The following is a 20,933-nucleotide window of genomic DNA, read 5'->3' on the forward strand; positions in this document are numbered from 1 at the left end:
GGTGATCAGTGACCCATTCCCAGTCCGCCGTCAACGGGGATGACGGCTCCAGTGATGTACGAGGCGTCGTCCGAGGCGAGGAACCGCACCGTCGCGGCGACCTCCTCGGGCTGCGCGTAGCGGCCCAGCGGCACCTGCGACACGATGCCCGCGCGCTGGTCGTCGGTGAGCGCCTGGGTCATGTCGGTGTCGACGAAACCGGGCGCGACGACGTTGAAGGTGATGTTGCGCGAGCCGAGCTCCCGGGCGAGGGAACGCGCGAAGCCGACCAGGGCGGCCTTGGAGGCGGCGTAGTTGGCCTGCCCCGCCGAACCGAGCAGTCCGACGACCGACGAGATCAGGACGACGCGGCCCTTCTTGGCGCGCAGCATGCCGCGGTTGGCGCGCTTGACGACGCGGAAGGCACCGGTGAGGTTCGTGTCGATGACCGAGGTGAAGTCCTCCTCGGACATGCGCATCAGGAGCTGGTCCTTGGTGACGCCGGCGTTGGCGACGAGGACCTCGACCGGGCCGTGCTCGGCCTCGATCTCCTTGTAGGCCTGCTCCACCTGCTCGGTGTCGGTGATGTCGCACTTGACGGCCAGGAAGCCGGACGGCGGCTCACCGGAACGGTATGTGATCGCGACCTTGTCGCCGGCGTCGGCGAACGCGCGGGCGATGGCGAGGCCGATGCCCCGGTTTCCTCCGGTGACGAGAACCGAGCGGCTCAACGGATCACCCTTTCGATAGCGGACTGGAACCCCTGCAAGACAGGCGCCTTCCTCGGAAACCTATCGGTCCGGCAGGCCGCTCGGAGAATCGGGCACCGACAGTGGCGCCGGGGAGTCGCTGTCGGGTCCCTACAGAAATCCCTGCTCGGCAGGGGCCGGGACCCGGCCGGCCCGCCGAATCCCGCGGCCCGCCGGACGTACCGGCCCGAAACCTGCGCCTGCTGGAGGAAAGGCATGGCCGCCGGGCCCGCCCGCGCGACATGATCGGATCCGACAGGCCACGACAGCAGGGAGACCTCGGTGCCTCATTCCATCGACGAAGCCTTCACGGCGCTACCGCTGCGCGCCCTGGCCGACGCCGCGCTCGCGCGGGCGCGGGCCCTGGGCGCCGAGCACGCGGACTTCCGCTTCGAGCGGGTGCGCAGCGCGTCCTGGCGGCTGCGGGACGCCAAGCCCGCCGGTTCGTCGGACACCACGGACCTCGGGTACGCGGTGCGGGTGGTGCACGGCGGGACCTGGGGCTTCGCGTCAGGTGTGGACCTGACGATGGACGCCGCCGCGAAGGTCGCCTCGCAGGCCGTGGCGATGGCGAAGCTGTCCGCCCAGGTGATCAGGGCCGCCGGGTCCGAGGAGGTCGTGGAGCTGGCGGACGAGCCCGTGCACGCCGAGAAGACGTGGGTCTCCTCGTACGACATCGACCCCTTCTCCGTGCCCGACGAGGAGAAGGCCGGGCTGCTCGCGGACTGGAGCGCGCGGCTGCTGGCCGCCGACGGCGTCAACCACGTCGACGCCTCGCTGCTGACCGTGCACGAGAACAAGTTCTACGCCGACACCGCCGGGACCGTGACCACCCAGCAGCGGGTCAGGCTGCACCCGCAGCTCACGGCCGTGGCCGTCGACGAGTCCAGCGGCGAGTTCGACTCGATGCGGACCCTCGCGCCGCCGGTCGGGCGCGGCTGGGAGTACCTGACGGGCACCGGCTGGGACTGGGAGTCGGAGCTCGCGCAGATCCCGGAACTGCTCGCGGAGAAGATGCGGGCGCCGAGCGTCGACGCCGGCGTGTACGACCTCGTGGTCGACCCCTCCAACCTCTGGCTGACGATCCACGAGTCCATCGGGCACGCCACCGAGCTGGACCGCGCGCTGGGCTACGAGGCGGCGTACGCCGGCACCTCCTTCGCCACCTTCGACCAGCTGGGCAAGCTGCGGTACGGCTCCGAGCTGATGAACGTCACCGGTGACCGCACCGCCGAGCACGGACTCGCGACCGTCGGGTACGACGACGAGGGTGTCGCGGGACAGTCCTGGGACCTGGTCAAGGACGGCACGCTCGTCGGCTACCAGCTGGACCGGCGCATCGCGCGGCTGACCGGCTTCGAGCGGTCCAACGGCTGCGCGTACGCCGACTCCCCCGGACACGTGCCCGTGCAGCGCATGGCCAACGTGTCGCTCCGGCCGGACCCGGCCGGGATGTCCACCGAGGACCTGATCGGGAGCGTGGACCGCGGCATCTACGTGGTCGGCGACCGGTCCTGGTCGATCGACATGCAGCGCTACAACTTCCAGTTCACCGGCCAGCGCTTCTTCAAGATCGAGAACGGCCGGCTCACCGGCCAGCTGCGGGATGTCGCGTATCAGGCCACGACCACCGACTTCTGGGGTTCGATGGCCGCGGTGGGCGGCCCGCAGACGTACGTCCTGGGCGGTGCCTTCAACTGCGGCAAGGCCCAGCCGGGCCAGGTCGCCGCGGTCTCGCACGGCTGCCCGGCAGCCCTCTTCAAGGGCGTGAACATCCTCAACACCACGCAGGAGGCCGGTCGATGACCGCTCGTACGAACAAGCCGCACGAGGTCGTCGAGCGCGCCCTCGAACTGTCCCGCGCCGACGGCTGCGTGGTGATCGCCGACGAGCAGTCCACGGCGAACCTGCGCTGGGCGGGCAACGCGCTCACCACGAACGGCGTCACCCGCGGGCGCACGCTGACCGTCATCGCGACCGTCGACGGCCGTGAGGGCACCGCGTCCGGGGTCGTCTCGCGCTCGGCCGTGACCGCCGACGAGCTGGAGCCGCTGGTGCGGGCCGCCGAGGCCGCCGCGCGCGGTGCCGGTCCCGCCGAGGACGCACAGCCGCTCGTGACGGGAGTGTCGGAGTCCCCGGACTTCACGGACGCGCCCGCCGAGACGTCGTCCGCCGTCTTCGCCGACTTCGCGCCGGCGCTCGGCGAGTCCTTCGCCCGCGCCCGGCACGGCGGCCGCGAGCTGTACGGTTTCGCGAACCACGAGCTGGTCTCCAGCTACCTGGGCACGTCGGCCGGGCTGCGGCTGCGGCACGACCAGCCCAACGGCACGCTGGAGCTCAACGCCAAGTCGCCGGACCGTACGCGGTCGGCGTGGGCGGGGCGCTCGACCCGGGACTTCAAGGACGTGGACCCGGCGGCGCTGGACGCGGAGCTGGCGGTGCGGCTCGGCTGGGCTAAGCGGCGCGTCGAGCTGCCCGCGGGGCGCTACGAGACGCTGCTGCCGCCGACCGCCGTCGCCGACCTGCTGATCTACCAGATGTGGTCGGCCGCGGCCCGGGACGCGGCCGAGGGCCGCACCGTGTTCAGCAAGCCCGGGGGCGGCACCCGCGTCGGCGAGAAACTCACCGAGCTGCCGCTGACGCTGCGCAGCGACCCGAACGAGCCGGGCCTGGAGACGGCCCCGTTCGTCCTCGCGCACTCCTCGGGGGACGACGCCTCCGTGTTCGACAACGGGCTGCCGCTGGCCGCGACGGACTGGGTGCGCGAGGGCACGCTGCACCGTCTGTCCACCACCCGGCACAGCGCGGACCTGACCGGGCTCCCGGTGGCGCCGTCGATCGGGAACCTCGTCCTGGACGGGGGCGAGGACCGCTCGCTGGAGGAGATGGTCGCCGCCACCGAGCGCGGTCTGCTGCTGACCTGCCTGTGGTACATCCGCGAGGTCGACCCGGCGACGCTGCTGCTGACGGGGCTGACCAGGGACGGCGTCTACCTCGTGGAGAAGGGCCAGGTCGTCGGCGAGGTGAACAATTTCCGCTTCAACGAGTCGCCGGTGGACCTGCTGGGGCGGGCCACGGAGGCGGGGCGCACGGAAAAGACATTGCCGCGTGAATGGAGCGATTGGTTCACTCGTGCTGCGATGCCGGCGCTGCGGGTGCCGGACTTCAACATGAGCTCGGTCAGCCAGGGCGTGTGACCCGCCTAGACTGACCGGTGCCCATCCTTCGCTTTCAAGGAGACACAAGACCGTGACGGACATCGTCGACGAACTGAAGTGGCGCGGGCTGATCGCCCTCTCCACGGACGAGGACGCATTGCGCAAGGCGTTCGCGGACGGTCCCGTCACGTTCTATTGCGGCTTCGACCCGACCGCGCCCAGCCTGCACCTCGGCAACCTCGTGCAGATCCTGACGATGCGCCGCATCCAGCAGGCGGGCAACCGTCCGCTGGGCCTGGTCGGTGGTGCCACCGGTCTGATCGGTGACCCGAAGCCGAACTCCGAGCGCACGCTGAACGCGCCCGAGGTCGTCGCCCAGTGGGTGGAGCGGCTGCGCGCCCAGATCCAGCCGCTGCTGGACTTCGAGGGGCCGAACGCGGCGGTCATGGTCAACAACCTGGACTGGACCCAGGGCCTGTCGGCCATCGAGTTCCTGCGTGACGTGGGCAAGCACTTCCGCGTCAACAAGATGATCACCAAGGAGGCCGTCGCCCGGCGCCTGGAGTCCCAGGAGGGCATCAGCTACACCGAGTTCAGCTACCAGATCCTGCAGGGCATGGACTTCCTGGAGCTGTACCGCAGGTACGGCTGCACGCTGCAGACCGGTGGCAGCGACCAGTGGGGCAACCTCACCTCGGGCACCGACCTGATCCACCGGGTCGAGCCGGACGCCGTGGTGCACGCGCTGGGCACTCCGCTGATCACCAAGGCGGACGGCACCAAGTTCGGCAAGACGGAGTCGGGCACGGTCTGGCTCGACCCCGAGATGACCACGCCGTACGCGTTCTACCAGTTCTGGCTGAACGCGGACGACCGGGATGTCTCCAAGTTCCTGCGCATCTTCAGCTTCAGGTCCCGTGAGGAGATCGAGGAGCTGGAGAAGCAGACCGAGGAGCGTCCGCAGGCCCGTGCCGCGCAGCGTGCGCTGGCCGAGGAGCTGACGACGCTGGTGCACGGCGCCGGCCAGACGGCCGCGGTGATCGCCGCGTCGAAGGCCCTCTTCGGCCAGGGCGAGCTGGCGGAGCTCGACGAGAAGACGCTGGCCGCGTCCCTCTCCGAGCTGCCGCACGTCCAGGTCGCCGAGCTCGGTCCCGTCGTGGACCTCTTCGCGGAGGTCGGCCTGGTGGCGAGCAAGTCCGCCGCGCGCCGCACGGTCAAGGAGGGCGGCGCGTACGTGAACAACGTGAAGGTCGTCGGCGAGGACGCGGTCCCCGCCAAGGAGGACCTGCTGCACGGGCGCTGGCTCGTGCTGCGCCGCGGCAAGAAGAACCTGGCGGCCGTCGAGGTCACGGGCGGCTGAGCCGGAACACGCACGAAGGGGGCGGTCCCGTCGGGACCGCCCCCTTCGCCGTGCGTACGCGCCCCGCTCAGGCGCGCTGCTTCCTCTTGTTGCCCCACACCGCCATGTAGGCCATGTCGCCGAGGAAGACGATGATGATCGCCGCCACGAGCTGGAAGGCGTGCCGGCTCCAGTCGATGCCACGCGTCTCGGCGACGCCCAGCCCCTGGGCGATCGCGTTGCCGGCGATGGCGCCGAGCATGCCGAAGATGGTGGTCAGCCAGAGAGGGCTGTGCTGCTTGCCCGGGAGGACCGCCTTGGCCAGCAGACCCAGCACGAACCCGACGATGATGGCCCACAACCAGCCCATGTCTGCCTCCTAGTGCGGCTCCCTATGAGCAGTACGCCCAGTCTCGGCCTGTCCGCCATACGGCGCATGTCGGGCGGCGCCGTACGCGCTACGGCGCATCCGGTCCACCCCGTCGGGTCTCCGCCCCGGTCTCGAAGGCGGCGCAGCCGCGGCGTAACGTGGAGCTGTTCGGACCTGCTTCCTCGACGAGGTCCGGGCCGGGTACGGACCGGGGAGCGTCCGACACAGGCGGGTGGTGGAACGTGATGCGGAAGCAGAGCAATGTCCAGGTCTTCCGGATCACCGGAGCCAGGCAGGGACTGGACGAGGACGTACGCGGACGGCAGCGCCGCTACGTCATCTCGATGTCCGTGCGCACGGTCTCCGTGATCCTTGCGGCCACCCTGTGGAACGTGGAGCGGCACGTCGCGATCGTCGCGCTGGTGCTCGGCTTGGTGCTCCCCTACATCGCGGTGGTCATCGCCAACGCGGGGCGCGAGAACGCGCCGTCGCTCCCCTCGACATTCGTCGCCGCCCCCACCCGTCCGATGATCGCGCCGCCGCGTGAGGACGCCCCTTCGGAAGACGTTCCGGAGGACGTCACGGCCGATCCCGACAGGGGTTCGCGGGCCGAACGGCAGGACATGAACTGACCCCGGCCCGGCCACCGGGACTCCTTCCGAAACGGAACGCCGTCGCGCATCAAGCTCAAGAAAAGCTCAGATCAATCATGTTGTTCCGGTGCCGGGCGACGGGTTACCCGTGACATACTTCGTACGCGCTCCGCATCCCCCGTCGGAGCGACGGACCGACGCCGGGCAGCTCCCCCCGTGGCTGCTCGGCGTCGCCTTTTGGGGGCCGTCTAGGGTTGAGGCGTGAACCTCCCGCTGCCCGATCCGTCATCCGCTCCCGCCACCGCGCAGTGCTCCGCCAAGGGCTGTCGTGCCGACGCCGTGTGGGTGCTCGCCTGGAACAATCCGAAGCTGCACACGCCGGAGCGGCGCAAGACGTGGCTCGCGTGCGAGGAGCATCGCGAGCACCTGTCTCAGTTCCTCGGTGTGCGCGGGTTCCTCAAGGACGTCGTGAAACTGGCGGACTGGGAAGCGCCCGAAGGGGCCTAAGGAGTGCCGGACGACCTCTCCCGGAACTAGCCGCCGATCGCGGACATCGGTCGGTCGGGCTGGAGGAACGACGGGTCGTCCAGGCCCGAGCCCGCCTTCTTGCCCCACATCGCGAGCCGCCAGATCCGGGCGATCTCCTCGTCGGGGGCGTCCGAGCGCAGCGCGGCCCTCAGGTCGGTCTCCTCGGTGGCGAACAGGCAGGTGCGGATCTGGCCGTCGGCCGTGAGCCGGGTGCGGTCGCAGGCCGCGCAGAACGGGCGGGTGACCGAGGCGATCACACCGACGCGGTGCGGTCCGCCGTCGACGAGCCAGCGCTCGGCGGGGGCGGAGCCCCGCTCGCCGGAACCCTCCGGGGTGAGCTCGAACCGGGTGCGCAGTGAGGCGAGGATGTCACCGGCGGTGACCATGCCCTCGCGCTTCCAGCCGTGCTGGGCGTCCAGGGGCATCTGCTCGATGAAGCGGAGTTCGTAGTCGTGCTCCACCGCCCAGGCGAGCAGGTCGGGTGCCTCGTCGTCGTTCAGTCCGGGCATGAGGACCGAATTGACCTTGACCGGGGTCAGGCCGGCGTCCCGGGCGGCTTCGAGACCTTCGAGGACGTCCTTGTGGCGGTCACGGCGCGTGAGGGTCTTGAAGACATCGGGGCGCAGGGTGTCCAGCGAGACGTTCACCCGGTCCAGGCCCGCCGCCTCGAGGGCCGTCGCGGTGCGCTTCAGGCCGATGCCGTTGGTCGTCAGGGACATCTGGGGGCGGGGGTCGAGCGCGGCGACCTGCTCCACGATGCCGGCCAGACCTGGGCGCAACAGGGGCTCACCGCCGGTGAAACGGACCTCGGTGATGCCGAGATCGGTGACAGCCACGCGTATCAGCCGGACGATCTCGTCGTCCGTGAGCAGGTCCGGCTTGGACAACCACTGCAGGCCCTCCTCGGGCATGCAGTACGTGCACCGCAGGTTGCAGCGGTCCGTCAGCGAGACACGCAGGTCGGTGGCCACCCGGCCGTAGGTGTCGATGAGCACGTGGGCCCCCTCCCGCTATGCGGATCACTTTGCCTGACACTGCGAGCCTACGTGACGGGACGGACATCGACAGCGGCCCGATCCCACGAGGTGCGACGCGACCGCGTCGTAGGGATCTACGACGCGGCCGCGAGCGGTACGGTCCGGATGGGGAACCGGTACGGGCCGGGCCGGGGCCCGGTGCGGTCCCGGCGGCCGTGGCGGCGCGTGCTCAGTGCGCCCCGGTTCCGGTGAGCGAGCGGACCTCCAGCTCCGCGTACTTCCCGGCGTCCGGCTCCTCCTTCGACAGGATCGTGCCGAGCCAGCCCAGCAGGAAGCCGACCGGGATGGAGATGAGCCCCGGGTTCTCCAGCGCGAACCAGTGGAAGTCGACGTCCGGGAACATCGAGGTGGGCTTGCCGGACACGACCGGCGAGAACAGCACCAGGCCGACCGCGGTGACCAGACCGCCGTAGATCGACCAGAGGGCGCCCTGCGTGGTGAACCTCTTCCAGAACAGGCTGTAGAGGATCGTCGGCAGGTTGGCGGAGGCGGCGACGGCGAAGGCCAGTGCGACCAGGCCGGCGACGTTCAGGTCGCGGGCGAGGGCACCCAGCAGGATGGACACGGCGCCGATGCCGACCGTCGCGTACCGGGCGGCCTTCATCTCCTGCTTCTCCGACGCCTGGCCCTTCTTGATGACGTTCGCGTAGATGTCGTGCGCGAACGACGAGGACGAGGCGAGCGTCAGTCCCGCGACGACGGCGAGGATCGTGGCGAAGGCGACGGCCGAGATGGAGGCGAGCAGGATCGCGCCCCAGTTGGAGTCGACGCCTCCCAGATGCAGCGCGAGCAGCGGGGCCGCCGTGTTGCCCGCCTTGTTGGACGCGATGATCTCGTCCGGTTTGATCAGCGCGGCGGCGCCGAAGCCGAGGGCGAGGGTCATCAGGTAGAAGGCGCCGATGAGGCCGATCGCCCAGTTCACGGACTTCCGCGCGGTCTTGGCCGTGGGCACGGTGTAGAAGCGGATCAGGATGTGCGGCAGGCCCGCGGTGCCGAGGACCAGCGCCATGCCCAGCGAGATGAAGTCCAGCTTGGTGGTCGAGGTCGCGCCGTACTTGAGCCCGGGCTCCAGGAAGGGCGCGCCCTTGCCGCTGTTGTCGGCGGCCTTGCCGAGCAGGTCGGAGATGTTGAAGTCGAACTTCAGCAGAACCAGGAAGGTGAGCAGGAGGGCGCCGACGATGAGCAGCACCGCCTTGACCATCTGCACCCAGGTGGTGCCCTTCATGCCGCCGATGGTGACGTACACGATCATCAGGACGCCGACGAGGGCGACGATGCCGATCTTGCCGCCGTCGCTGGTGATGCCGAGGAGCAGGGACACGAGGACACCCGCGCCCGCCATCTGGGCCAGCAGGTAGAAGATCGAGACGACGATCGTGGAGGTGCCCGCGGCGGTGCGCACCGGGCGCTGGCGCATGCGGTACGCGAGGACGTCGCCCATGGTGTACCGGCCGGAGTTGCGCAGCGGCTCGGCGACCAGGAGCAGGGCCACCAGCCAGGCGACCAGGAAGCCGATGGAGTAGAGGAAGCCGTCGTAGCCGAAGAGGGCGATCGCGCCCGCGATGCCGAGGAAGGACGCGGCGGACATGTAGTCGCCGGAGACCGCGAGACCGTTCTGGAAGCCGGTGAACTGACGGCCGCCCGCGTAGAAGTCGGAGGCGTCCTTGGTCTGGCGGCCGGCCCAGACGGTGATGACGAGGGTCGCGGCGACGAACACCGCGAACAGGGTGATGATCAGCGGCCGGTGCTCGCTGGCCTCGCCTGCGGCCAGGGTGATCGCGGGGCTCATGCGCCGCCCTCCATCCGGGACTTGATCGCCTCGGCCTTGGGGTCGAGCTTGGCGGCGGCGTGCCGCGAGTACCACCAGGCGATGAGGAACGTGGTGAGGAACTGCCCGAGGCCGAGCACCAGGGCGACGTTGATGTTGCCGAACAGCTTGGTGCCCATGAAGTCGCCCGCGTAGTTCGACAGCAGGACGTACAGCAGGTACCAGACGATGAAACCGACGGTCAGCGGGAAGGCGAAGGAGCGGTAGGAGCTGCGCAGTTCACCGAATTCGGCGCTCTCCTGCACCTGGACGAACTCCTCGGTGGAGGGGAGGGGTGTTCCGGCTTTCGAGGGTGGCGGTGCGTCGGTGGCCACGTTGTCTCCTCGCGTTGCGGGTGCTGTTGCGACGGTGGACGGGGGCGAGCCGGGGCTCGCGGACGGGGACGGCTCGCTTACGGACATGCAGTTCTGACCTCACAGTGATATGGATCACATGACGGGGCGTGATCATAAGGCTCTCGTAAGTGATCCGTCAGGGGGCTCGATCGTCCTCGGGCTCCCTGCTCAAGGTCACGGCGCCACGCGTGGACCGGTTCAACTCCCCCGACTTCTTTCGGAAGTCATCGCCGGAAGTCGTTGCTGCCCAGCTCGGACCGGGGATAGCTTTCGCCCTGCACCACTCCGTCATGCACCTGCCCGGGCACCACCTGTGTTCGGGCAGCTTCGTTTTCCGGATGATGTGGAGATCCCATGGCTCATCTGCGATCCAGACGCCGCCTCGGCCTCGCCGTACCGGTCGTGCTGTCGCTCACGGCCTCGCTCGGCTTCCTGCCGGGTGCCGCCTCCGCCGCCCCCCTCGGCGCTCCCGCCGCGACCACCGCGGACGGACCCAACCTGTCGTACGTGGTCAACACCCGGACGGACCACCGGACGATCGAGTCGGTGAGGAAGGCGATCAAGGCGGCCGGTGGCAGTGTCGTCATCGCGTACGAGCAGATCGGTGTGATCGTCGTCCACTCCGCCAACCCGGACTTCGGGAAGCAGATCCGGACGGTGCGCGGAGTGCAGTCCGCGGGTGCGACGCGCACCTCGCCGCTGACGCCCGCGGGGACGACGGACGAGGGTTCCGCGCAGGTGCTGTCGGCCGCCGAGGCCGCCAAGGTCTCGCGCGCCGCCACGGCGGACGAGGAACCCCTCGAGGCCGACCAGTGGGACCTGCGCGCGATAGGCGCCGACAAGGCGGCGAAGATCAACCCGGGCAGCAAGAAGGTGACGGTCGCCGTGATCGACGTCGGCGTCGACGACACCCACCCGGACATCGCCCCGAACTTCTCGCCGTCGCAGTCCGCGAACTGTGTGGGCGGCAAGCCGGACACCACGTACGGTTCCTGGCGTCCGGTCGACGCCGACCACTACCACGGCACGCATGTCGCGGGCGAGATCGCGGCGGCCCGCAACGGCGTCGGCGTCGCGGGTGTGGCGCCCGGAGTGAAGGTCTCGGGCATCACGGTGGCCCAGCCGGACTCCACGCAGCTCTTCTATCCCGAAAGCGTCGTCTGCGCCTTCGTGTTCGCCGCCGACCACGGTGTCGAGATCACCAACAACAGCTACTACGTGGACCCGTGGCTCTACAACTGCCTCGACGACCCCGACCAGCGGGCCATCGTCGACGCGGTGAACCGGGCCCAGACCTACGCCCAGAAGAAGGGCACGCTGAACGTCGCCGCGGCCGGCAACTCCAACGACGACCTGGACTCCGACGCCCTCACCGACGCGTCCAGCCCCGACGACTCGACACCGGTCACCCGCACCGTCGACCCCCACAAGTGCTTCGACGTGCCGACCCAGTTGCCGGGTGTCGTCACGGTCAGCTCGACCGGTGTGAAGGGCGCCAAGTCGTACTTCTCCAGCTACGGCGACGGCGTCATCGACGTGTCCGCGCCCGGCGGCGACCGGTACCAGATCCCGGACACGCCGTCGAAGAACGGTCGGATCCTGTCCACCATGCCCAACAACCAGTACGGCTACCTCCAGGGCACCTCGATGGCGACACCGCACGTCGCCGGTGTGGCCGCGCTGCTGAAGTCCAAGTACCCCTGGGCCGGCCCGGCACAGCTCCAGGCGCTGCTCAAGGCGCAGGCCGACAACCCGGGTTGCCCGACCGACCCGTACGACGGGAACGGCGACGGCGTCGTCGACGCCACCTGCTCGGGCGGCAAGCGTGTGAACGGCTTCTACGGCTGGGGCATCGTCAACGCGCTGCGGGCGGTCAAGTAGCCGTCACCGCAAAGCCGGTCGCGCCGTGCAGGCGGCACGACCTCGACGAACCGGGCCGGGCGGCGCGACCGCCCGGCCCGGTTCGTCCACCGGGGGGAGGAACTCCTCGGACGTGCGCGAAGAACCGCGCCCGTGGGGGCGGCCGCCTCTCATGTTGATCCGGTCCACCCTGCATAGTGCCTGGTATGAAGCATTCGCCGATAGCTGCTGTGTGGGAGGGACTGGGCGGCGATCCCGCGCTGCTCCCCCGGGTGTCGACCGTGCCGCGTGAAGGCGCTCTGGAGTCGCGGCTCCCCGTACGTGCCATGGCCCGGGCCTGCGTGGGCGGCTGCGCGCTGGCCGCGGCCGAGCTCGGGGCGCTGCGGGCGGGGCGCACGGACGTGCCGGAGGTGCGGGTCGACGACGGGGCCGTCGCGACCGCGTTCGTCAGCGAGCGGCATCTGCTGATCGACGGTCGGGCGCCCGTGACCTTCGCGCCGGTGTCGCGGTTCTGGCGCACCGCCGACGGGTGGGTGCGCACGCACGCCAACTATCCGCACCACCGGACACGGCTGCTGGGCGCGCTGGGGCTGCCCGGGGACGCCTCCGTGGACACGGTCGCCGCGCATCTCTCGGAGCGGTCCGCCGTGGCCGTGGAGGACACGGTGTACGCCGCCGGGGGCCTAGCCGTCGCGCTGCGCACGGCGAAGGAGTGGAGGGCGCACGAACAGGGCGCCGCCGTGGCGCACGGACCGCTGCTGGGACGGGAGCGACTGGACGACGCGCCGGTGCGCGGGCTCCCCGCGCACCACGGTGATCCGCTGCTGCCCGCGGCGGGTCTGCGCGTCCTCGACCTCACCCGGGTGATCGCGGGCCCGGTCGCCACCCGGACGCTCGCCCTGCTGGGGGCCGACGTGCTGCGCGTGGACTCGCCGCGGCTGCCCGAACTCGCCGACGCGCACGCCGACACGGGCTTCGGCAAGCGGTCCGCCGTCCTCGACCTCGCGACCGACCGGCGGGCCTTCGAGGAGTTGCTCGCCGCCGCGGACGTCGTCGTCACCGGGTACCGCCCGGGCACCCTGGACCGGTTCGGTCTCTCGCCCGAGGCGCTGGCCGAGCGCAGGCCAGGACTGGTCGTGGCGCAGCTGTCGGCCTGGGGCGACCGCGGTCCGTGGGCGGGACGCCGGGGTTTCGACAGTCTGGTGCAGGTCGCCACGGGCATCGCCGCCGTGGAAGGGTCGCCGGAGCGGCCGGGCGCGCTGCCCGCGCAGGCGCTCGACCACGGGACGGGATACCTGCTCGCCGCGGGAGTGCTGCGGGCGTTGACGGAACAGGCCGGTGACGGCGGCAGCCGGTCCGTGCGGCTCGCCCTGGCGCGGACGGCGGCCTGGCTGATGGACGACGTGGACGGCACCACGGACGGGGCCGTGCCCGCGGGCGAGAACGCGGCCGCGAACAGGACCGTACCCGTGGGCGGGACGGGCGGTGCGGGGCAGGCCGACAACGCGGGCCGATACGACACCCCCGATCCGTGGCTCGCCGTGACGGACAGCCCGCTCGGGCGTCTCAGGTACGCCCGGTCCCCCGTCTCGTTCGCCGGCGGACCGGCCGACTGGGCACGGCCGCCGGGGACCTGGGGTGCGGACACGGCCCGGTGGTCATGAGCGTCCCGCCGACCGGACACGTACCTGTGGGCGGAATGGTGCCGCCCCAGTTGTTCCTCCGTGCTTGCCCGCATCAGCGGCACCTGGTGAGGATCGTGACGTGACGTCGACGAGACCGACGGCCCGGTCGGCGGACGGGGCCGGGCCGGGCCGGCCGGGTTCCGCCGGGCGCGCCGTCGCCGTGCTCGGTCTGGTGGCCGTCGCCGCACTGATACCGCTGCTGGGCCCACGAGGCGCGTTGCAGGGGACGGGCGAGGCGGCGGCACCCGGCACCGGCGGCATAGCCCTGCTGCGTACGGTGCTGTTCGCCGCGCTGTGCGTGCCCGTGGGCGAACTCCTCGCGGCCCGGCTGGCCCGCCGTGTGCCGGGCGCCCCGCCGGAGGACGCGCCGCGCAGCTGGGCCCCCCTCGCGGCCGCCGCCGGGCTCGTCGCCTCCCTCGGGCTGGCGTCGGTCGTCGCCACGGGCAATCTGCTGCCGCAGCACCTCTCCGACATGGACGTCGGAGGGCTGTACCGGACCAGGGACGGCAAATCGGCGCTCCTGGAGGTCAACGCCTTCGCGGCCGCCTGGCTGTGCGCCCGCTCGCGCCGGCCGGCCGTCCGGGCGTGGCCGTCGGCCGTGGTGGCGGTCGCGGAGGCGCTGCGCGTCCACCCCGCGGCGGAGCACGACCCGCTGATCGGCTCCGGCCTGACGTTCCTTCATGTGACCTGCGCGGCCCTGTGGGTGGGCGGTCTGCTGCACGTCCTGCGACTGCTGCGGACCTGGCGCGCGAGGGAGGCCGGGGCCGCGCTCCTCGGCCTCTACGCGCGCGTGGCGGCCGTCCTGTTCGCGGTGCTGACCGCGACGGGCACATGGAGCGCGCTGCGCCGCATGCCACCGGGAACGGTCCTGGAGCAGCTGACGACGACGGCGTACGGGCGCACCCTGCTCGCCAAGGTGCTCGTCGTCGCCGTCGTCGCCGTCCTGGCCCTGTGGGCCCGTCTGCGGATGGGCCGGGCGGCGGACCCGCTCGGGGCCTGTTCCCCCGCGCGCGCGGAGGTCGTCGCGCTGGGCGTGGTCGTCGCGGTCTCGGGCGTACTGACGGCCCTGCCGCTGCCCATCAGGTGGTGACCACGGCGAGGGTGGTCGGCCTCCGCGCGCGACGAGGCGGACCGGGTACGGTCCCGGCTCGCGGTGCCGGCCGGGTGGTTCAGCGGTGGTTCAGCTCGCGACGAGGACCTTGAGGGCCGTGCGCTCGTCCATGGCCTTGTAGCCCTCCGGCACGCCTTCGAGGCCGATGGTCATGTCGAAGACGGGCGACGGGTCGATGGTCCCGTCGAGGACGTCGGGCAGCAGCTCCGGGATGTAGGCGCGCACTGGCGCCACACCGCCGCGCAGGGCGATGTTCCGGTCGAACATGACGCCCAGGTCCAGGCCCGTGCCGCTGCCGTGCGGCACGCCGACGAAGCCGATGGCGCCGCCGTCACGGGTGATGTTCACGGCCGTCCGCATGGACTGCTCGGTGCCGACCGCCTCGACGACGCAGTGCGCGCCCTGCCCGCGGGTCAGCTCACGGACGGCCTCGACCGCCGCGTCGCCGCGCTCGGCGACGACGTCCGTGGCGCCGAAGCGGCGGGCGATGTCCGTCCGCACCTGGTGGCGGCCGAGCGCGATGATCCGCTCGGCGCCGAGCCGCTTGGCGGCCAGCACGGCGCACAGCCCGACGGCCCCGTCGCCGACGACGGCGACGGTGGAGCCCGCCCGGACACCGGCGCCCAGGGCCGCGTGGTGGCCGGTGCCCATGACGTCGGAGAGCGTCAGCAGCGCCGCCAGCAGGTGGTCGTCGGAGGCCGCCTCCTTGGGCAGCTGGACGAGGGTGCCGTCGGCGAACGGGACGCGCACGGCCTCGCCCTGGCCGCCGTCGTATCCGACGGAGCCCCAGAAGCCGCCGTGCTCGCACGAGGTGGTGAGTCCTTCACGGCAGTAGTCGCACACGCCGTCGGACCACATGAAGGGCGCGACGACCAGGTCGCCGCGCCGGACGGTGCCGACCTCGGAGCCGGTCTCCTCGACGATGCCGAGGAACTCGTGCCCGATGCGCTGGCCGGGCTGCCGCTCCGCCTCACCGCGGTACGCCCACAGGTCGCTGCCGCAGATGCAGGAGCGCAGCACGCGTACGACGGCGTCGGTGGGCAGCTGCACCACGGGCTCGGGAACGTCCTCCACGCGCATGTCGAACGGGGCGTGGATGGTGGTGGCGCGCATGGCGAGGGTCCTTCTCGTGCGGGGCGTCGGTGGATGCGCTCAGGGGGTGGTTGAGCGCATCTCACCGTACGCCGCCGCGGGCGCGGGCCGCGCGCCGAGGGTGCCCAGCACGCCGCGGACCAGCAGGAACTGGGCGGCGGCGTACGTGAGCATGATCCAGAAGGCTGGTTCCGGAAGCTGCGGCCAGTCGGCGACGCCGGTGGCGATGAGCGTGTCCGAGACCATGAAGAGCGCACCGCCGAGACCCGCGACCGGTCCGAGCCGCGTGGCACTGTACGCCATCGCGGTGAGCAGCAGGCTGTAGCCGGCGACGGGAACGCGGAGGCCGGCGGGCAGATCGGGCCACAGCAGGACGACGAGAGCGGTCAGCGCGAGGGCGTACGCCCCGGCGAGCGGGAGGCCGGCCCGTGCGGGTGCGGTCCTGCGGAAGAGGACCAGGTAGCAGACGTGGCCCGCGGCGAAGGAGGCCATGCCCGCGAGGAAGGCGGCGTCCGCGTCGGACAGGAGCAGCACGTCGCCGCCCCACCCGCAGAGCAGGGCCGCGACGAGCAGGCGCGGGCCGCCGCGCACGACCACATGGACGGCGAGCAGCGGGAGCAGGAGGGGCTTGGCGACCGTGTGACCCGGGTCGAAGCCGGTGACCAGGGAGACGAGGTCCACGGCGGTCGCCGCGGCGAACGCGGCGAGCAGCACCCGCGCGGGGCTCCGGCTCACGCGACGGACTCCGAGACGGACGGCTCCGCGACGGGCGTGCCGGCGGCGGCCGGTACGGGCTGCCAGCCGGGCCCGCGCAGGACCCGCCCGGCCCGCTCGCGCCAACTCGTCGCCGCCTTCACGTCCCTGGCGATGGCGACGTACTCGTGGGTGGCGACGCGCAGGGGGTTGTACGTGGAGATGTTCTTGGTGAGTCCGTACACGGGTCGCTCGGTCTCGGCGACGAACGACCGGAAGAGGCGGTCCCAGACGATGAGGATGCCCCCGAAGTTGCGGTCCAGGTAGCCGCCCTGCGACGCGTGGTGGACACGGTGGTGGGAGGGCGTGTTGAAGGCGAACTCGAAGGGCCGGGGCAGCTTGTCGATGCGCTCGGTGTGGATCCAGAACTGGTAGACGAGGTTCACGGACGAGCAGAACGCGAGCGCGGCGGGATGCACGCCGAGCGCCACGAGCGGCAGGTAGAAGGGCCAGGACGTCCAGGACGTCCACGGCTGGCGCAGCGCGGTGGTGAGGTTGAACTTCCGGCTGGAGTGGTGGACGACGTGGCAGGCCCACAGGATGCGGATCACGTGATGCCCGCGGTGCGACCAGTAGTAGAAGAAGTCCTGCGCGAGCAGCATCAGCAGGATCGTCCACCACAGGACGGGCACCCGCAGCGGCGTCAGTGCGTAGACCGCCGAGTAGACCGCGACGATCGGGATCTTCCAGAAGAAGTCGAACAGGAGACTGCCGAGGCCCATGCCGACGCTGGTCGCGGCGTCCTTCGCCTCGTACCCTGCCGCGTCCTCGTCGGGGTGGATGCGGACGCTGATCATCTCGATGACGCTGAGCAGCACGAAGGCGGGGATCGACCAGACCACGACGTCGGGGAGGTTCGGCATGGGTGCACCGTAGAGCCGCTGATCGGCTGCGGCTAGGGGTGGTTACCGACAAGTATTACCGCCGGTACGCGCTTGCTTGTTGGCGATCTCCGCCAAAGTCCCGGCGCTCACCCGCCGCACGCCGCCCACCAGCGGGTTCACCGGCCGGCTGCCCGGCGGGGCTCGCCCGCCACCGCACCGCGCGGCACCGCGGGCTCCACACGCCCACCGCGCCGGGCACCCCGCAGGCTCCACACGGCCACCGCGCGGGCCGACCCGCGGGGTTCCCCCGGCCATCGCGCCGCGCGGCCGGCGGGCTCCCCCGCACCCCAACGGCCGTGTCCGGCAAGTCCGGTGTGTCCGACGGGGTTCACACCCCCGCGGCACCCAGCAGGCTTCCCGCCGCGTATGTCACCCCCATCGCCAGCGCGCCCCCGGCGGCGTTGCGCAGCACCGCGCGCCTCGCGTCGGCCGCCCCCAGCCGGGCGCTGCTCCACCCGGTGAGGACGAGTGCCGCGAGCACCGACAGGACCGTGACCCCGAGCCGCCACTCCGCGGGCGGCAGCACGATCGCCAGCAGCGGAAGCAGCGCCCCCACGGTGAACGCCAGGAAGCTGGCCCACGCCGCATGCCACGGATTGGTGAGCGCGTCGGGGTCGATGCCGAGCTCCACGCGCGCGTGAGCTCTGAGCGCGTCCCGCTCGGTGAGCTGCTGCGCCGCCTCACGGGCCACCGCCCGGGACAGGCCGCGCTCCTCCAGCAGTTCGGTCAGCTCCTCCAGCTCGGCCTCCGGCTGCTCCTTCAGCTCGCGCTTCTCCGCCGCCAGGGCGGCCAGCTCCGAGTCGCGCTGGGTGGAGACGGACACGTATTCGCCCGCGGCCATCGACATCGACCCGGCCAGCAGGCCCGCGAGCCCGGCCGTGAGCAGCGCGGCGCGGTCGTCGGTGGCGCCCGCCACGCCGACGACGAGGCCCGCGGTGGAGACGATGCCGTCGTTGGCGCCGAGGACGGCGGCCCGCAGCCAGTTCAGCCGGGTGCCGAGTGCGCCTGGGTGGACCTCGTCGTGCGTCGGTTCCGTCACACGGCGAGGATCCCACCCCGGGCGCCGCCGTCGGCGTACCGACGCTTCGGTCACCACACCCGTACGGAGCCCCCCTTCGCGAACACCGGGCTGGTCGCGTCCGCGGGCGGGGCGCCGAGCGGCTCGGCGATCTCGGCCACCGTCGGCCCTGCCTTCGCCGCGATCTCGTCCAGCCGGTCCAGGTCGAAGCCGTACACGCGCGCCGCGTTGCCGCCGACCATCGCCGCGACCTCGTCCCGCGGCAGGCCCGCGTAGGCGATGCGCAGCCCTTCGCGGGAGTACGGGTGGGTGCCCTCGTCGTGCGGGTAGTCGCTGCCCCACATGATCTTGTCGAGGCCGATGCGGTCGCGCAGCGGCACCTCGTGCGGACGCATGAAGCTGGCCCCGACGAAGCAGTTCTCCCGCCAGACCTGCGAGGGCCCCTTGCCCATCGCCGCGGCGAGTCCCGCGCCGAACTTCGACTCGGCCGTCGACGCCTTCGTGGCCGCGGCCACCAGTCGCCCGTGGTAGTAGTCCAGCATGTCCAGCACGCCGGGGATCCAGCCGGAGCCCTGCTCGGTGAGGACGAGCTTCAGGCCGGGGTGGCGGCGGAACGCGCCGCCGAACACGAGGTGCCACAGCGCCCGGTGCGAGAACCACGTCGTCTCCACCATGAACACCGCGCGGGCGGCCGGCTCGTCGCCCAGGGGCGGTGACGCCGAGCCCGCGTGGTGGTTGACGGGGACGTCCAGTTCGTCGCAGACCGCCCAGATCGGGTCGTACACCGAGGAGTAGAGCTCGGGCAGGCCCGAGCCCGGCGGTGTGCCGGGGAGCAGCAGGCCGCCGCGCAGGCCCGCGCCGACCGCCCACCTGATCTCCTTCACCGCTTCGTCCACGTCGTTCAGGAGGATCTGGAAGACGCCCGCCCGGCGTCCCGGGGCGGCCGCGCAGAAGTCCGCGAGCCAGCGGTTGTGGGCGCGCAGTCCGGCCCACCGCTGCTCGAACTCCTCCGCGGTCGGGGCGGGCGCCATCAGGGAGGCGGAGGGGAAGAACGGCGGGATGGTGTTGGGGAAGACGACCTCCGCGACGATTCCGTCCGCCTCCAGCTCCGCGACGCGCCGCTCGGAGTTCCAGTTCCGGTCGGCCGTGTCGGCGAGCAGGTCCGCGTAGGGGTTGACGTAGGTGGCCGCCCAGGCGTCGAAGGCGTCGTGGTGTCTCGCCGCCAAGTACGGCCGGTAGTCGAGGAGATCGGCGCCGGCGTGGCAGTCGGCGGAGATCACCGTGTACCGGTCGTCCGGCCCGCCCGGGTCGTGTCGGGCTTCCGTCACGGGGTCACCCCCAGGGCGGGGAAGTCATGGTCCGTGAGCCAGTGGCGGCCCACCTCGCGCGAGTGTGCCCAGGAGGCCTCGACCGCCGACTGGTCGTCCGGCTGGCCGAGTTCGCCGGGCGTCGGGCCGATGCGCCGGGCGAGCGGTGCCAGCCTTTCCACGTCGAAGCCGAAGACCTCGGCGGCGGCCAGGCCGAGCATGCGGCGCGTCTCGGCGACGGGGATGTCGTGAAAGGTCCTCCTCAGCCACGCGCGCGTGTCGGGCCAGGTGCCCTCGGGGTGCGGGAAGTCGCTGCCCCAGAGGATGTTGTCGACACCGATCTCGTAGCGCTGGGCCAGTTCGCGGCGCTTGGTGTTGGTCGCGCAGATGAAGAGCTGGCGGTCCAGGTATTCGTGCGGGGGCCGCTTCAGCTCGGCGAAGGGGGACAGCTTCTTGCCGCCGTGCGCGCCGAGGTAGAGGCGGTCCATGAACCACAGCAGGTTCGGCAGCCACCAGCAGCCCGACTCGGCGACCCCGAACCGCAGGCCCGGGTGCCGTTCGAGGACGCCCGACCAGAGCAGGAACCACAGGGGGCGGGCGGGCCACCAGGTCACCTCGCTGACGTAGATGCCGAGGTGGTCGCCGTACTCGTGGCGCGGGGCCGCCCCGGAGTGGGTGACCACCGGCATCCCGCACTCGGCCGCCGCCGCCCACACGGGGTCGTAACGGCGGTCGTGGTACGGCTCCTTGTCCACCCACATGGAGGGGATCATGAGGGCGCCGAGTCCCGATTCCTTCGCCCGGTGCACCTCGGCGACGACCCGCCCGGTGTCCGCGGTGACCGGCAGCAGGGCGACCCCGCAGTGCCGTTCGGGGTTCTCGGAGACGAAGTCGGCGAGCCAGCGGTTGTGGGCCTGCGCGCCGGCCATGCCGAGCTCCGGGTCGTGGTCGCCGGACAGGCCGAGACCGACGCCGAAGGGGGCGGCGGTCCGACTGTCCACGGCGTCCGCGTCGGGGAAGACCACCTCGGCCGCCACACCGTCGCCGTCCAGCTCCTTGAGGCGCTGCGCGGTGTCCCAGCCGCCGCGCAGCCCCTCCTCGTTGTCCTGGAACCACTTGTTCGCGAAGGACTCGTTGCGGATGCCGAGCCGTGTCATCTCCTCGCGGCGCCGGTCCCGGCCCGCGAGGAAGTCGTCGAAGTCCCGGTGGAAGCGGGAGTCCAGATAGGGCCGGTACTCCTCGGTGGGGAGTCCGGCGTGACAGTCGGAGGAGATGATCAGGTAGGGGTCCTGGTCCGGCATCACGGC

At 71.6% G+C, this 20,933-nt stretch carries 19 protein-coding genes; 8 read left to right on the forward strand and 11 right to left on the reverse strand.

What is annotated here, in order from left to right:
- Window positions 1-5: 5 nt before the first annotated feature.
- Complete coding sequence (fabG, locus tag ACZ4IF_RS25870) at window positions 6-710, reverse strand: 3-oxoacyl-[acyl-carrier-protein] reductase (protein ID WP_028803289.1); 705 nt, start codon at window positions 708-710, stop codon at window positions 6-8.
- Between the two features lie 300 nt (window positions 711-1,010).
- Between fabG and ACZ4IF_RS25875 the strand changes: the two genes are divergently transcribed.
- The 3 genes from ACZ4IF_RS25875 to tyrS are packed head-to-tail and all read left to right on the forward strand — an operon-like array spanning window position 1,011 to window position 5,246.
- Window positions 1,011-2,534 (forward strand): TldD/PmbA family protein, encoded by a 1,524-nt coding sequence (locus ACZ4IF_RS25875; RefSeq protein WP_095933378.1) that lies wholly within the window; start codon window positions 1,011-1,013, stop codon window positions 2,532-2,534.
- Entirely contained in the window at window positions 2,531-3,925 is a 1,395-nt protein-coding gene (locus tag ACZ4IF_RS25880) for a metallopeptidase TldD-related protein (RefSeq protein ID WP_467566758.1), read from the forward strand. Before ACZ4IF_RS25875 ends, ACZ4IF_RS25880 begins: the two co-directional genes overlap by 4 nt.
- A 52-nt stretch (window positions 3,926-3,977) precedes the next feature.
- A complete protein-coding gene (gene tyrS / locus ACZ4IF_RS25885) occupies window positions 3,978-5,246 on the forward strand; it encodes a tyrosine--tRNA ligase (RefSeq protein WP_359500811.1) in 1,269 nt (422 codons plus the stop codon).
- Between the two features lie 67 nt (window positions 5,247-5,313).
- On the opposite strand, the gene ACZ4IF_RS25890 is transcribed toward tyrS, so the two are convergent.
- Window positions 5,314-5,595 carry a GlsB/YeaQ/YmgE family stress response membrane protein gene (locus tag ACZ4IF_RS25890; RefSeq protein WP_095933381.1) on the reverse strand — a complete coding sequence of 94 codons (282 nt, stop codon included), beginning with the start codon at window positions 5,593-5,595 and terminating at the stop codon, window positions 5,314-5,316.
- A 245-nt stretch (window positions 5,596-5,840) separates the two neighbouring features.
- Here ACZ4IF_RS25890 and ACZ4IF_RS25895 point away from each other — a divergent pair, with 245 nt between their 5' ends.
- Together ACZ4IF_RS25895 and ACZ4IF_RS25900 are read left to right on the forward strand one after the other, a co-directional pair.
- A complete protein-coding gene (locus tag ACZ4IF_RS25895) occupies window positions 5,841-6,227 on the forward strand; it encodes a DUF3099 domain-containing protein (RefSeq protein ID WP_467566761.1) in 387 nt (128 codons plus the stop codon).
- A 222-nt stretch (window positions 6,228-6,449) separates the two neighbouring features.
- Window positions 6,450-6,695, forward strand: coding sequence for a hypothetical protein (locus ACZ4IF_RS25900; protein ID WP_028803295.1), 246 nt, complete (start codon window positions 6,450-6,452; stop codon window positions 6,693-6,695).
- A 26-nt stretch (window positions 6,696-6,721) separates the two neighbouring features.
- On the opposite strand, the gene moaA is transcribed toward ACZ4IF_RS25900, so the two are convergent.
- The 3 genes from moaA to ACZ4IF_RS25915 form a co-directional block, all read right to left on the reverse strand.
- The gene (gene moaA / locus ACZ4IF_RS25905) at window positions 6,722-7,711 is read right to left on the reverse strand and encodes a GTP 3',8-cyclase MoaA (RefSeq protein ID WP_467566764.1); all 990 of its coding nucleotides are present in this window, start codon (window positions 7,709-7,711) and stop codon (window positions 6,722-6,724) included.
- 211 nt (window positions 7,712-7,922) lie between these two features.
- Window positions 7,923-9,542 (reverse strand): solute symporter family protein, encoded by a 1,620-nt coding sequence (locus tag ACZ4IF_RS25910; RefSeq protein WP_467566767.1) that lies wholly within the window; start codon window positions 9,540-9,542, stop codon window positions 7,923-7,925.
- Complete coding sequence (locus ACZ4IF_RS25915) at window positions 9,539-9,895, reverse strand: DUF485 domain-containing protein (protein WP_028803298.1); 357 nt, start codon at window positions 9,893-9,895, stop codon at window positions 9,539-9,541. Before ACZ4IF_RS25915 ends, ACZ4IF_RS25910 begins: the two co-directional genes overlap by 4 nt.
- Window positions 9,896-10,270: 375 nt before the next feature.
- Here ACZ4IF_RS25915 and ACZ4IF_RS25920 point away from each other — a divergent pair, with 375 nt between their 5' ends.
- The 3 genes from ACZ4IF_RS25920 (at window position 10,271) to ACZ4IF_RS25930 (ending at window position 14,551) form a co-directional block, all read left to right on the forward strand.
- Window positions 10,271-11,797 carry a S8 family serine peptidase gene (locus ACZ4IF_RS25920; protein WP_467566770.1) on the forward strand — a complete coding sequence of 509 codons (1,527 nt, stop codon included), beginning with the start codon at window positions 10,271-10,273 and terminating at the stop codon, window positions 11,795-11,797.
- 185 nt (window positions 11,798-11,982) lie between these two features.
- Window positions 11,983-13,440: a CoA transferase gene (locus ACZ4IF_RS25925; protein ID WP_467566773.1), complete on the forward strand. Its 1,458-nt coding sequence runs from the start codon at window positions 11,983-11,985 to the stop codon at window positions 13,438-13,440.
- Window positions 13,441-13,540: 100 nt separating this feature from the next.
- Window positions 13,541-14,551, forward strand: a complete 1,011-nt coding sequence (locus ACZ4IF_RS25930) for a CopD family protein (RefSeq protein ID WP_467566777.1) — start codon at window positions 13,541-13,543, stop codon at window positions 14,549-14,551.
- A 90-nt stretch (window positions 14,552-14,641) separates the two neighbouring features.
- Here the strand turns inward: ACZ4IF_RS25930 and ACZ4IF_RS25935 are convergent, their stop codons facing one another.
- From ACZ4IF_RS25935 to ACZ4IF_RS25960, 6 genes are all read right to left on the reverse strand, one after another.
- Window positions 14,642-15,685, reverse strand: coding sequence for a zinc-dependent alcohol dehydrogenase family protein (locus ACZ4IF_RS25935; protein ID WP_345658960.1), 1,044 nt, complete (start codon window positions 15,683-15,685; stop codon window positions 14,642-14,644).
- A gap of 39 nt (window positions 15,686-15,724) precedes the next feature.
- The gene (locus ACZ4IF_RS25940; protein WP_467566780.1) at window positions 15,725-16,399 is read right to left on the reverse strand and encodes a lysoplasmalogenase; all 675 of its coding nucleotides are present in this window, start codon (window positions 16,397-16,399) and stop codon (window positions 15,725-15,727) included.
- Window positions 16,396-17,280 (reverse strand): sterol desaturase family protein, encoded by an 885-nt coding sequence (locus ACZ4IF_RS25945; protein WP_467566783.1) that lies wholly within the window; start codon window positions 17,278-17,280, stop codon window positions 16,396-16,398. The genes ACZ4IF_RS25940 and ACZ4IF_RS25945 overlap by 4 nt, the downstream gene beginning before the upstream one ends.
- A gap of 349 nt (window positions 17,281-17,629) precedes the next feature.
- Window positions 17,630-18,340 carry a VIT1/CCC1 transporter family protein gene (locus ACZ4IF_RS25950; protein ID WP_359500790.1) on the reverse strand — a complete coding sequence of 237 codons (711 nt, stop codon included), beginning with the start codon at window positions 18,338-18,340 and terminating at the stop codon, window positions 17,630-17,632.
- 50 nt (window positions 18,341-18,390) lie between these two features.
- Complete coding sequence (locus ACZ4IF_RS25955; protein ID WP_467566786.1) at window positions 18,391-19,647, reverse strand: amidohydrolase family protein; 1,257 nt, start codon at window positions 19,645-19,647, stop codon at window positions 18,391-18,393.
- Complete coding sequence (locus tag ACZ4IF_RS25960; RefSeq protein ID WP_467566789.1) at window positions 19,644-20,927, reverse strand: amidohydrolase family protein; 1,284 nt, start codon at window positions 20,925-20,927, stop codon at window positions 19,644-19,646. Before ACZ4IF_RS25960 ends, ACZ4IF_RS25955 begins: the two co-directional genes overlap by 4 nt.
- Window positions 20,928-20,933: the final 6 nt, after the last annotated feature.

The sequence above is a fragment of the Streptomyces sp. NPDC025784 genome, from assembly GCF_055558435.1.

Excerpts from the sequence above, each read along its gene's own strand:
- ACZ4IF_RS25880 (WP_467566758.1), top strand. The coding sequence starts at position 2,531 with ATGACCGCTCGTACGAACAAGCCGCACGAGGTCGTCGAGCGCGCCCTC.
- ACZ4IF_RS25890 (WP_095933381.1), bottom strand. The coding sequence starts at position 5,595 with ATGGGCTGGTTGTGGGCCATCATCGTCGGGTTCGTGCTGGGTCTGCTG.
- ACZ4IF_RS25895 (WP_467566761.1), top strand. The coding sequence starts at position 5,841 with ATGCGGAAGCAGAGCAATGTCCAGGTCTTCCGGATCACCGGAGCCAGG.
- ACZ4IF_RS25910 (WP_467566767.1), bottom strand. The coding sequence starts at position 9,542 with ATGAGCCCCGCGATCACCCTGGCCGCAGGCGAGGCCAGCGAGCACCGG.
- ACZ4IF_RS25920 (WP_467566770.1), top strand. The coding sequence starts at position 10,271 with ATGGCTCATCTGCGATCCAGACGCCGCCTCGGCCTCGCCGTACCGGTC.
- ACZ4IF_RS25925 (WP_467566773.1), top strand. The coding sequence starts at position 11,983 with ATGAAGCATTCGCCGATAGCTGCTGTGTGGGAGGGACTGGGCGGCGAT.
- ACZ4IF_RS25935 (WP_345658960.1), bottom strand. The coding sequence starts at position 15,685 with ATGCGCGCCACCACCATCCACGCCCCGTTCGACATGCGCGTGGAGGAC.
- ACZ4IF_RS25945 (WP_467566783.1), bottom strand. The coding sequence starts at position 17,280 with ATGCCGAACCTCCCCGACGTCGTGGTCTGGTCGATCCCCGCCTTCGTG.
- ACZ4IF_RS25960 (WP_467566789.1), bottom strand. The coding sequence starts at position 20,927 with ATGCCGGACCAGGACCCCTACCTGATCATCTCCTCCGACTGTCACGCC.